At 37.0% G+C, this 12,507-nt stretch carries 14 protein-coding genes; 2 read left to right on the top strand and 12 right to left on the bottom strand.

From position 1 onward, the window contains the following. Window positions 1-204 precede the first annotated feature (204 nt). The 12 genes from OR571_RS21360 to OR571_RS21415 form a co-directional block, all read right to left on the bottom strand. Window positions 205-489, bottom strand: a complete 285-nt coding sequence (locus tag OR571_RS21360; protein WP_282245853.1) for a YpoC family protein — start codon at window positions 487-489, stop codon at window positions 205-207. After that, window positions 476-1,132: an endonuclease III gene (nth, locus tag OR571_RS21365; protein WP_142537182.1), complete on the bottom strand. Its 657-nt coding sequence runs from the start codon at window positions 1,130-1,132 to the stop codon at window positions 476-478. Before nth ends, OR571_RS21360 begins: the two co-directional genes overlap by 14 nt. A gap of 11 nt (window positions 1,133-1,143) precedes the next feature. After that, window positions 1,144-1,854 carry a DnaD domain protein gene (locus OR571_RS21370; protein ID WP_348775074.1) on the bottom strand — a complete coding sequence of 237 codons (711 nt, stop codon included), beginning with the start codon at window positions 1,852-1,854 and terminating at the stop codon, window positions 1,144-1,146. Window positions 1,855-1,897: 43 nt separating this feature from the next. After that, a complete protein-coding gene (gene asnS / locus OR571_RS21375) occupies window positions 1,898-3,193 on the bottom strand; it encodes an asparagine--tRNA ligase (RefSeq protein ID WP_282245857.1) in 1,296 nt (431 codons plus the stop codon). A 27-nt stretch (window positions 3,194-3,220) separates the two neighbouring features. Continuing rightward, window positions 3,221-3,709, bottom strand: coding sequence for a cell wall elongation regulator TseB-like domain-containing protein (locus OR571_RS21380; RefSeq protein WP_282245858.1), 489 nt, complete (start codon window positions 3,707-3,709; stop codon window positions 3,221-3,223). Between the two features lie 3 nt (window positions 3,710-3,712). Beyond that, entirely contained in the window at window positions 3,713-3,883 is a 171-nt protein-coding gene (locus tag OR571_RS21385; RefSeq protein WP_093273022.1) for a YpmA family protein, read from the bottom strand. Window positions 3,884-3,905: 22 nt separating this feature from the next. After that, window positions 3,906-6,662, bottom strand: a complete 2,757-nt coding sequence (gene dinG, locus OR571_RS21390) for an ATP-dependent DNA helicase DinG (RefSeq protein WP_282245862.1) — start codon at window positions 6,660-6,662, stop codon at window positions 3,906-3,908. A 437-nt stretch (window positions 6,663-7,099) separates the two neighbouring features. Next, window positions 7,100-7,483, bottom strand: a complete 384-nt coding sequence (gene panD / locus OR571_RS21395; RefSeq protein ID WP_282245863.1) for an aspartate 1-decarboxylase — start codon at window positions 7,481-7,483, stop codon at window positions 7,100-7,102. Between the two features lie 3 nt (window positions 7,484-7,486). Then, window positions 7,487-8,332, bottom strand: coding sequence for a pantoate--beta-alanine ligase (panC, locus tag OR571_RS21400; RefSeq protein ID WP_282245864.1), 846 nt, complete (start codon window positions 8,330-8,332; stop codon window positions 7,487-7,489). Beyond that, entirely contained in the window at window positions 8,307-9,167 is an 861-nt protein-coding gene (gene panB, locus OR571_RS21405) for a 3-methyl-2-oxobutanoate hydroxymethyltransferase (protein WP_282245865.1), read from the bottom strand. Before panB ends, panC begins: the two co-directional genes overlap by 26 nt. A gap of 287 nt (window positions 9,168-9,454) precedes the next feature. Continuing rightward, window positions 9,455-9,625 (bottom strand): hypothetical protein, encoded by a 171-nt coding sequence (locus OR571_RS21410; RefSeq protein WP_282245866.1) that lies wholly within the window; start codon window positions 9,623-9,625, stop codon window positions 9,455-9,457. Between the two features lie 104 nt (window positions 9,626-9,729). Next, a complete protein-coding gene (locus OR571_RS21415) occupies window positions 9,730-10,716 on the bottom strand; it encodes a biotin--[acetyl-CoA-carboxylase] ligase (protein WP_282245867.1) in 987 nt (328 codons plus the stop codon). A 172-nt stretch (window positions 10,717-10,888) separates the two neighbouring features. Here OR571_RS21415 and OR571_RS21420 point away from each other — a divergent pair, with 172 nt between their 5' ends. Together OR571_RS21420 and OR571_RS21425 are read left to right on the top strand one after the other, a co-directional pair. Then, on the top strand, window positions 10,889-11,746 hold the full coding sequence (locus OR571_RS21420) for a manganese catalase family protein (protein WP_282245868.1): 858 nt from the start codon (window positions 10,889-10,891) through the stop codon (window positions 11,744-11,746). Between the two features lie 215 nt (window positions 11,747-11,961). After that, a complete protein-coding gene (locus OR571_RS21425; protein ID WP_282245869.1) occupies window positions 11,962-12,501 on the top strand; it encodes an MEDS domain-containing protein in 540 nt (179 codons plus the stop codon). Window positions 12,502-12,507: the final 6 nt, after the last annotated feature.

Here is a 12,507-nt window from a genome sequence, read left to right on the forward strand (position 1 = left end):
AAACATTTGGTTGCTTTCATGCATGAAATGGTTGCTTTCGTTAAGAGTTTGATTGCTCTCATCGCTATATTGGTTGCTCTATTCCAGATATTTACTTTTCCGCTCGTTATGTTTATTGTTTTTGGTTGGTAACTCCCAATATTGAATTTAATTTCAGCTTGATCCTTGTTAGCTTTATCCACAAAAAAAGAATGAGCCATGTGCTCATTCTTTTTTCTGTGCTCGAAGACGTGCAATTTTTTTCTTCGTTTCTTTGAATAACTCGTCCAATTGCCTAAATGCGGTATAATTATGTTTATTGTTACGAATAAAAGTAAAGCGCTCTGCAAAATTAATAGGAGCTGCTTCCCCTTCTTGTTCTACGATTACTTCTAGCAGCTGAATACCTTGCTCCATTAGTTCCAATCTAGCAGTATCTTTTTCTTTAAAAAGTACCACTAACTGAATTTGCAAATCGTTCCACTTGTCCAATTCATTATGCAGTGACAATTTTCTTCATCCTTTTAGCACCTTCTCGACAGACAGATAGCAAAGGACATTCAGGACAGTTCGGATTTTGAGCCTTACAATGATAACGACCAAAGAATATCAGCTGATGGTGTGCCTTTGACCATAATTCGATTGGCGTTTTTTTCATGAGCGTTTCTTCCACCTGAAGTACAGAATCTTTCCACCTACATAGTCCTAATCTTTTCGTCACACGTTCTACATGTGTATCGACTGCGATTGCAGGAATATCAAACGCAACAGAAACGACGACATTCGCCGTTTTGCGTCCTACACCCGGAAAAGTCGTAAGTAAATCTCTGTCTACAGGTACTTCTCCATCATATAAGTCGATCAGCTGTTGACTTAAAGCTTGAATATTTTTTGCTTTGTTACGATAAAGTCCAATTGATCGGATATCATTTTGTAATTCTTCAATCGGGACGGCTAAATAATCTTCGGGCTTTGTATATTTTTGAAATAAGTCTTTTGTTACTTTGTTCACCAGTACATCTGTACACTGAGCGGATAATAACGTTGCAACTAATAGCTCAAATGGATTTTTATGAACGAGTTCACAATGCGCATCTGGGAACATTCGCTCCATCTCATCTAGGCAATAATGCCATTGTACTTTCGTAAGCAAAATTCTTCCACCTACTCTCTCTCTTCTAACCAGTTATAAAATGAAACTTTTGTAGTCCTAGTTGGCAGTTCCATTTGTTTTTGAACTGGTATTTGCTGTCTAAATTGTGCAGTCTGATTTTCGGCTGCATCTACCGTTTTAATATTTTTCTTTTTCCATTCAAATAAAATACGATCAATATAACGCAGGCTTAGCTTTTGTGATAACACCGCTTCTTTTAATGCTAGTCGAATTAAAGCTGCTGAGTGTTTATCTTGGTCAAACCACATACCAATTGTTTCGTATTCCATCGGTGATAACAGCCTGCCAAATTCTTGTTCAAACAGTTTATAGATTTCGCCTTCTTCTTCTTTTACTTGCTCGTTTTCGACTCGATTTTCTTCTTGTTCCACATGATCTACCAAAAGCTCCCATAAATGATGGAAAGCATAATATTCATAGTGAACTCCGTCTGCGTCCATATGCTGATCAATTTGCACAAGCCCTTTTTGAACGAGACGTTGTAAGATAGTGACTACTTTATTTTCATTGAAATGCGTGCGATCTGCTAAATTTTGTGGCGTTGGAAAATGATTTCCTGCTTCTCCATAAGCGATTAAATGCAATAAAAGAATCGCTTCTTCATCTTTAATATTAATCGCTTTGTAATGACTAAAAAAAAGCTGGGAAATGGTTACATTTCCCTGCTCAGTCCAGATACGGAGTCGATCTCGCTTTTGCATACCCATCGTCTCCTTTTTCTTAAATTGCAATGTGAATAAATTATTACGGATATAAACGGTTTAACAGACGTGGGAATGGAATCGTCTCACGAATATGCTCCACTCCACTTAGCCATGCTACTGTGCGTTCTAAACCTAGTCCAAATCCAGAATGCGGTACAGAACCTTGCTTGCGAAGATCTAAATACCAAGCATAAGCAGCTTCATCTAAACCATGCTCTTGTATACGTTGTTTTAAAAGATCATAATCCCAAATACGCTCGGAACCACCAATGATTTCTCCATATCCTTCTGGAGCGATTAAGTCGGCACATAATACAACATCATCGCGTGTTGGATGTGGTTGCATATAGAATGGTTTAATCCCTACTGGATAATGTGTGATGAATACTGGTTTATCATAACTTTCAGCAATTGCAGTTTCATGAGGAGCACCGAAATCATCTCCCCACACAATGTCATCGAACCCTTTTTCATGTAAAAGTTTAATTGCATCATCATAAGTAATACGAGGGAACGGCGCTTGAATATTTTCTAATTTCGATAAATCGCGACCAAGACGCTCTAACTCTATTTTACAGTTTTTCAAAACAGCTTGCGCGATAAATGCGACATATTGTTCTTGTATTTCTAAGTTTTCTTCTAGTTCACAAAAAGCCATTTCTTGTTCAATCATCCAGAACTCGATTAAATGACGACGTGTTTTCGATTTTTCTGCACGGAAAGTTGGTCCGAAAGAAAATACTTTTCCAAGTGCCATTGCGGAAGCTTCTAAATATAATTGACCAGATTGAGAAAGATATGCATCTTCGTCAAAATATTTCGTATGGAATAATTCGGACGTTCCTTCTGGAGATGATCCTGTTAAAATCGGCGGATCCGCTTTAATATGACCACTATTATTAAAAAACTCATACGTTGCACGAATAATTTCGTTACGGATTTTCATAACTGCATGTTGTTTTCTTGAACGTAACCATAAATGACGGTTGTCCATTAAAAATTCAGTTCCATGCTCTTTTGGTGTAATAGGGAAATCAACAGCAGCTTGGATAACTTCAATTTCTTTTACTTGTAATTCATAACCAAATGAAGATCTTTCATCTTTTGTTACTTCTCCAATTACATACATAGAAGTCTCTTGCGTTAACCCTTTTGCTTTTTGGAAAATATCTTCTCCCACATCTTCTTTTACTACTACGCCTTGTACAAAGCCGGAGCCATCACGCAATTGTAAAAAAGCAATTTTTCCGCTTGAACGCTTGTTAGCAAGCCATGCGCCAAGTTTAACTGTTTCGCCTACATGGTTAGACATCTCATTAATCATTATTTTCTTCATAGTTTCCTCCACAAGTCAAAAGTTTAGTTATAAATTCGAGATTTTCTTCCACCAATCTCCATTATCAAATAGTAGATATACATAGTTGAGATTGTTTTTTTCGTTTACATACGTTATTTCCCAAACAGGACCAACTTCTTCTACGCCGAGCTTTGCATGCAATAATTCGCCATTTTTTTCATTACTCATTGCAAGTTCGATTGCTTTCTCTTTAGATATGCCATCCTTTAATTTTACTTCCATTATCGCGTCATCTGTTTTTTTCTCTGGAAGAAAGAACGCTTTTTCTTCTCCCTTTGCTGTTTTACCGATAACGGTATGGAAAGTATTTGTACTATTATACACATAGGAATCATCTACTTGAGCGAGTAAATGGTTTTTCGTTACATAAGTTTCTGCGTTTTCATTTGCTTCTTTGAATGGTATTTTCGCTTGAAAATAAATAAGTAAACTAAGTATCACGGTTAAGCTTAATGCAAATACAACGATAAATAGGAGCCATCTTTTAAGTACCATATGTTAAGTCCTATAAATTGTAAAAACGCACTTTTCTTGGTCTTCTTTATCAAGTGCCAAGCCAAACATCAAATCTTGCTGTTTTAATGTTCGATTTAATGCATCTACTAGTTTGTATAAGTCCGATTGATAATTGACAGTCACAGTAGATAGCACTTCAATTTTGTTTTCCATATTTATACCCGCTTTCTAAATCTCATCCTTCATTAGTATACCAATTTTCAAGCTCTAAGACCATATTTTCGAGCGTAACTTTCTTAACAGGAATATTAGGAATTGCCTGTAAAAAGTCACTTCCATAGGATTTTGTTTCTATTCTTCTATCTAAAACGATAAATACTCCTTTATCATTCGATGAACGTATTAAACGACCGAAACCTTGTCTAAATCGTAAGACAGCTTCTGGCAACGAATATGCGGTAAACGGATTTTGACCGTTAACACTAAGCAATTCTGCACGTTTTTTATATAAAGGGTCATCTGGTGATGAAAATGGCAGACGAACCATAATAATAACCGATAGAGCATCCCCCGGAACGTCCACTCCTTCCCAAAAACTGTTCGTGCCAAATAAAACAGATTTCGAGAAGCGTTGAAATGATTTTAATAGACGCATTCTACTTCCTGAAGTCATCCCTTGAGCGAATAACATATAATCTTCAAGTAAATTAGTATCTTGAATGATTTCTACTGTTTTCCTTAACATATCTTGAGATGTAAATAAAACAAAGCATCTGCCTTCCGTTATAAGTACAGTTTGAACAATTGCTTCAGCCACAGCCTCAATATAATCACTTTGAGAAACTTGCTTAATATCTGGCATATCTTCCATGATCAATAGCTCTGCTCCATTGTAATAATCAGCAGCCGCTCTATATTGCTGAATCGGAATATTCGTACTTAACCCTAATTGAGACGTTATAAAATGACGATTAGATGGCACAGTGAGCGTACCAGAAGTCCAAATAACTGCACCAGATAGTCTCAATGGGTCAACTGCTTCTTTAATATCTTTTTGGTAATTTAGAGGTCGTTTGATAATGGTCAAACTGCCCGGAATACTTCTTGTATCAATTTCTAACCATTTAGCTTCCACCGCTTCATCAATTAAGAAGATTTCATCCCATTCGCTTACTTTAATCTCAAGCTCTCTTATCCAATATTCCCATTCGTTTAATAGCACAATTGCTTGATCATCCAGCTTATTTTTTGCATAAGTAGCTAATATTGATTTGGCAGAGAATATATACGTTTGCATCGCTGTAGCAACTGCACGGAAAATCGATGTGTCCAAGTTCAAATCTTCTAAGATCGCCGTTCTTTTTGTACTTTTTGAATAGCTATTTGTAGGCGGTATAGCATCTGTAATAGATGAAATAGCTTGATCAAATGTCTCAACTACATCTACATATTGCTTTTCCAATCGAATTCGTAGTGCTAAAGGTATATGTAGAAGTGCCAGCCTACTGAGCAGTTGGTCCGTATCTAGTGTTCCAAACTGGCCTAATACATATTTCCATGTTGTATAAGAAAAAACGCGTTCTTTACGGGACATACTTGCATGAATGACTTGATGAGCTTCGTCTATAATTGTTGCACAGCCGTGTGCCAATAATTTTTTCTCTCGTTCTCGGTCTGCCATAATCATGGCATGATTCGTAACTAAAATATCACATTTTTCGCTTTTACGAAGCGCTCTTTCATAGAAGTCTAATTCCCGCTCTTCCAATACTTTCGAAAGCGACGTTTTTCTAATCTTATCTACGAATAATTGTCCACCGCCAGAAACATTTAACTCTGTTAAATCCCCTTCATCCGTTAACGTCAGCCAAACTAATATTTGCATAATCGTAAATGTTTCGTCGTACGATTCATCGTCTAGTTGTACATGCTGCCAGAATCGATACAAGTCTATATAATGTTGCATTCCTTTTAGTTTTGCTACACGTATTGGAGTACCTAAAATAGATGTTAATTTCGGGATTTCCTCTAACACTAGCTGGTCGATTAAATGAGTTGTATAAGTACTTATAATGACTGGCTTTTGATGACTCAGCCCGTATATGGTAGCAGGTAATAAATACCCTAAAGTTTTACCGATGCCAGTCTCTGCTTCACATACCGTTTCTGTTTTATTATCTAGCGCATGTTGAATTTCATCCATAAATGCAAATTGCCCTTGTCTTTCTTCAAAACGGGAAAGTCCTTTTTGAAACAAGTCAATTTTTAGCTCTTTTGTTCGTGGAAAAGGAATCGATATATGACTTGCAATATGTTCTTTTTCTACTTCTTTTAATGGAATTCCTCGGTACATCAGATAATTAGTAGCATCATATTGCTTTCTTTTCTCCGCTAATACATCAAAAAATAAAATCGATAAATTTGATTTTAACTGAAAGGATCTTTTATGTAATAATTCGATTGTTTTTATAGGCAAGCTTTCTAATCGCTCAATACATTTCAATAATAAATAGGCAGTAGCTAACGCATCGTCGTCCGCTCGATGTGCTGCCTCTAATGGAATATGTAATTCGGTTGCAATATCTTGCAGTTTATAGCTATACAGATTCGGAAACATAAGTTTAGCAAACTCTACTGTATCCATCGTCTTGCATACAAGCTTTGGAAGCCCTACACGTTGTAATTCTTTCTGCAAAAAGGGCAGGTCAAAGTGAATATTATGTGCAACAAAAATATGGTCTTGCAGTAAATCTAACACTTTTGATCCGATTGTTTCAAACAATGGTGCATGCTGTACATCTTTGTCTTTAATTTTCGTTAAATCTTGTATAAAAAAAGGGATTGGTTTTTTCGGATTGATAAAGGTTGTAAACGTATCCACTATGTTGCCATTTTCAATAAATACAATTGCAAGTTGAATAATACGGTCACCACTCGTCGATGAATGGCCTGTTGTTTCAATATCAACAACTGCATATTTATGATTTTCCATTATTCCTCAACTCGCTATCCATTATGTTCTAAAAAAATTGTACCACATTCGAGAAACAGAAACGAAAAATATGCGAAAAAGAAAAGTTGGTTTTTTAATGATTGAGGAATGAATAATTCCATAAAATGGTTAAAGGCAACCAACCAACTGTTGTAAGCAACCAGTTGAAGTCTGAAAGCAACTAAATCAACTCTGAGAGCAACCAGCTGTTAATAATTCAAGTTGTTTACTGAGTGAGACGAGGATAACTGTTACAACGTTGCGCAAATGGCCGACAATGTTGCGCATATGCCATTCAACATTGCGCGTTGCGGATGTTATGTTGCGCGTTTATAAAAGTGAGCATACTTTGCCATACGACGCATTATTTCTATAAAGTTACTCTAAAAAAGCAAAAGCTCCCGAAATTTAATCTTCGGGAGCCTACTTTACCAATATTACATTACTGTCGCTTCTGGTTCATAATGAATAATCTGTTTAATGGTGTTGTCTTCATTCATAATGGCAACTGTAGGTTGATGAGTTGACGCTTCTTCGTTCATCACATAGGCATACGATAGTATGATCACAATATCTCCTCGTTGTACGAGACGAGCAGCTGCTCCGTTTACGCAGATTACTCCGCTCCCTCTTTCTCCAGCAATAATATATGTTTCAAAGCGGGCACCATTATTATTGTTTACGATATGCACTTTTTCATTTGGCAACATGCCTACAGCGTCTAAAATATTTTGGTCAATCGTAATACTTCCTACATAATTTAAGTCCGCTTCGGTTACAGTTGCACGGTGAATTTTACCGTTTAACATCATTCTTAACATAGCTTACACTTCCTTTACATCTACAAGAATATTATCTATCAAACGCGCTTTTTCAAAGAATACAGCCGTTGCAAATAAGAGCTGGTCCGCATGCTCTGAAACTTGTTGCAATAACGGATATGTTACAACTTCCAAATAATCTATTTTGCCAGATGTATTTTCCTCGATATGGGCTTTTCCTACCTCAATTGCTTCAGCCACATTCTTCGTTTGCTTCCAGTGCTCCGTTGCTAATGTAAGAGCTTGGTTTAAATGAATAGCCTCTGCTCTTTCCACTTCACTCAAAAATACATTTCGAGAACTTTTCGCAAGTCCATCTTCTTCACGAACTGTTGGAACGCGAACAATTTGAACCGGGAAATTATATGCTTGCACAAATGTTTCGATGATGGCTAGCTGCTGCGCGTCTTTTTGACCAAAATACGCATTTGTTGGTTGGATAAGATTAAATAATTTAGTGATTACTTTTAATACACCGTCGAAATGACCTGGTCTACTTTCTCCACATAGTTTGGTAGAGAGCTCCCCTACTTGAATTGTAATTCCACTTTCAAATGGATACATTTCTTCTGGAGTTGGGTTAAATATAAGATCTACACCAGCTTCTGTAGCAATTTTCAAATCGCGCTCAATATCTCGTGGATATCTATCTAAATCCTCATTTGGTCCGAATTGGGCCGGATTGACGAAAATGGTCGCAACTACGAATTCATTTTCTTTTCTTGCTCTATTTAATAATGCTTGATGACCTTCGTGTAAATAACCCATAGTTGGTACAAGGCCGATTGTTTGATGTTTATTTGCTTCGAGAATAGTTTTTAACTCATCGATTGTTTGAACTGTTTGCATGAGTGGTGCCTCCGTACAATTGGTTTAGTTGCTCTTCTTTCATTGTAAAGGAATGCTCTAAAGCAGGAAAAATTCCGCTTTTCACTTCTTCCACATATTGCTGGATTCCTGCTGCAATCGGCTCGCCGACATTAGCAAATTCCTTTACAAATTTCGGAATATGATGCGTGCCGTATTTTACTAAATCGTGAAATACTAATACTTGACCATCCGCTGTAGCACCGGCACCAATACCAATAGTCGGGATGATTAGCTCTTCTGAAACTTTTGCAGTTAACTGATGTGGAATACATTCTAAAACGACAGCGCAAGCACCCGCCGCTTCACATTTTTTCGCGTCATCGATTAATTTTTCTGCAGCTTCCGCAGTTTTTCCTTGCACTTTATATCCACCAAGCACACCTGCTGATTGAGGCGTTAAACCGAGATGGGCTACAACTGGGATTCCTGCTGAAGTCAGCTTTTCAATAACTAATATAACATCGTCTGCACCTTCAACTTTTACCGCCTGCGCTCCTGTTTGTTGCATAATTTTCACCGCATTCGCAAGAGACTGATCTAGTGAGCCGTGATACGTACCAAATGGCATATCCACGACTAAGAACGTATTCGGTGCCCCTCTTCTTGCTGCTTTTCCGTGATGGATCATATCATCCATTGTAACTAATACAGTAGAGTCATATCCTAGTACAACCATTCCGACAGAATCTCCAACCAATAGCATGTCGATTCCCGCTTCTTCCGCAAATTTGGCAGTCGGATGGTCATACGCTGTCATCATCGTAATCTTTTCTTCTTTTTTCTTCATTTCTACAAAATTGCTCGTCGTTTTCAATGAAATTCCTCCTCTTTTTAAGTGGAGAGAAAACCAACTAAAAAGCCCTCTATTCCAAAAGTGGACAGAAGGGCAGAAAATGTAGATTCATAGGTTTTCTCCGTCCCTGTCATATGCAGATCAAGGCAGACTATTCAATTATTTGCTCGTTGAAACTGGTGCAGTTCAACAAAGGATACTGCCCAACGGTTATAGAATAACAGAAAATGAGTTTGCCGTCCAAATGATTTTACTTAATCTAAAATTTGAATACATAAATGGAAAAAGACCAATATATGTTCAACCAATTAAAAATGAGGTGAAAGAATGAATACCATGTTACTAGCATTCATATGCTTATCTTCTTTTCTTAACTTCCACTCCCCGACATCCATCATTACCAACCAAGGATTATTAGACTCTGAAATCTCCTCTTTCTCAGGTCGAATATCCGGATAACCAGAGTAAAACTTTTGCAAGGAAAGATGAGTTTTATGCCAAGTTAGATAAGAAGCTCTACATGGAATATGCTTTCTAAAACGCGAAAAAGCTCCCGAAATTATATTTTCGGAAGCTGCTTGGTCTATTTATTCATTAAATGGATATCCGCCGAGTAAATGCCGCGTATTTCGCCATTATCTAGTTTAAGCTCTAGCACGCCATCATTGGTAATGCCCATTGCCACACCCTCTAAAGTCTCGCGTAACATATTGGCGCGAATTCGTTTACCAATAGTACAATTATAGCTTTCCCAAAGTAATTTAATCGGCTCGAAGCCATTTTCCACATATATATCTGCGTACTTCTCCAAATAATATAGTATTTTAGCAACTAGCTCCGCACGGTTTACTTCCTGTCCAGTTTCCATTTTTAATGAAGTCGCAATGGATTGAATCGATTCATCAAATGCCTCTAACTCTTGGTTGACATTTACGCCTATGCCGATAATTATTGCTTGCACACGGTCCATATCTGCTTGGAGTTCGGTCAAAATGCCAGTCACTTTTTTACCTTTGATCAATAAATCATTTGGCCATTTGATTGCTGGAGAACAATCTGTCAGGTCTTCTATTGCGCGTGTAATCGCAACTGCGGATACTAATGTAAATTGAGCCGCATACTGAGGACTGATTTCTGGGCGGATGATAACACTCATCCATATTCCTTTACCCGCAGAAGAATCCCACGGGCGTTCTAGTCTACCGCGACCTGCTGTTTGCTGTTCGGTAATGATGACTGTTCCATGAGCGGCATGATCACTTGCTTTTTCAGTTGCAATCGTTTGTGTAGATTCACAAACAGGATAATAAATTATATTTCTTCCTATAGACTTCGTATCTAAATAAGAGGAGATACGTTCTGACGACACAATGTCGGGTATAGACTGCAAAACATACCCCTTTTTCTTAATTGCCTCAATTACATATCCGTCTTCCTCAATGCCTTTTAAGTGTTTCCAAATCATCGTACGGGAAATGTTTAATTCGTCCGCAAGCTTCTGACCTGAAATTGGTTCACCATTTGCATTAATAAGTTGGGAAAGTATCTTTTCTTTTATGGACATGTTCACGAAAAAATCATTCCTTTATCTGTTTGTATTGTCAATTCATCAAGACTTTAACCTTATCTTAATGATGAATAATCCTTTGTCTCATGCACAACCTATTTCCGTGAATGAAAAAATTTCTGCTGTTACCCATTTACACATTATTTAAAAAACAAACGGAAAAGAGGAACGCTAATTGTATTACTACAAAGAAGAATTAATAAATGTTATCGCACCAGACCGACCAGATCCCGCAGCTGCTAAAGTATTACAAGAGACATTAGGTGGACATTACGGTGAAATGAGAACGATGATGCAATATTTTTTTCAAAGTTCAAATTTCCGCGGGAAAGAAACTCAATATAGAGACTTAATTCGTGGGGTTTTCCTGGAAGAAATCGCTCACGTTGAACTTGTCCAAAATACCATCAATCAATTACTAAATGATTCAGGTGAATCTGCTGTTCCGGGTAACGCTGGTATCGACGGGGCTCCACTAAACGACGCCGTAAGACATGCAAACCCTCACCACTTTATTGTTGGTGCGCAGGCTTCCCTTCCTGTTGACGCAGGTGGTATGCCTTGGAACGGATCTTGGGTCTATGCACATGGAAACTTGATCGCAGATTTAATGGATAATCTTGTACTGGAATCGACAGGTGTACTGCAAAAAACCCGTATTTATGAAATGAGTTCCAATAAAACACTTCGAGAAACGCTTGGCTTTCTAATCGTTCGTGATAATGCCCATCAAAATGCATTTGCTAAAGCCCTAGAAACACTCGGTGTAGATTGGGGTAAACTATTCCCAGTACCGAATTACGATATAAATAAGTATCCAGAGTGTAGAAAGTATGTCGAGATGGGATACCATAATGCACAATTCAACTTTAGATTGGATCCTACACGCATCGGTGAAATATTCCAAGGTCAAACTCCTAGTAGAAATAACGAAACACTTTCCGTAATAGATCCTCCAGCAGGGTTTCCGGTACCATTAATGCCCGAAATGCCAAATGAACATAGCCCTGGTCTTCAAGATATGAATAACTAATTATTTCATTAGCTCCCTAATTGCCTTCGGTGATTAGGGGGTTTTTAATTTAATTCACGCATACAAAGAAAATTTATCGATATTTTTGAAATAATCAAAAAGTTATAGTATTATATGGTATGCTAGTATAAATGATTTTTTAATCAATTTTTTTATCTAAATAGAAAGCACTAGTTTTTTCTAATAGAGGTGAAATATGGGCGTACTATCTGAATGTGAATATAAAAAATTCTATGGGGCATATTTATTATCGTTTTATGGACGAGAAAGCATACATAGATAATATTTTTTCTTTTATTCAATCTGGTATTGAAAATAACCAACAAATACTTATTATCGAAAATATGCGAAACCTACCAAAGGTACAAGCATTTATTGATTCGTCTTTTAAAGAGAATAAAAATTCTAGTATTAGGTTGGTTAATAACTATGAGTATTATTTATCTAAAGGAGATTTTAGTACACAGAACATCGTTAGCCATTTTGCAAAAGATCTTTCCTATTTAAATGATTGTAAATCAACGATTCGGACTTGGGCACATGTAGAATGGTCTTCATCAAAACCAACTGAAGAGTTGGTCAAAGAATTTGAGTGTGTTGCAGATGACTTTGTAAAAGATTCAAAAATACTTTCTGTTTGTGCATATCCATCTGCAAGGCTAAACTCAAATTTAAATTTAGCACTTGAGGAATTTCATCAATATGTTATGACTGATAGTACTTTATCTTTATCGTCCATCTATCGCAATCTTTAACAAAGT

Origin of the sequence: Psychrobacillus sp. NEAU-3TGS (genome assembly GCF_029955155.1) — a bacterium.
GTDB lineage: Bacteria > Bacillota > Bacilli > Bacillales_A > Planococcaceae > Psychrobacillus.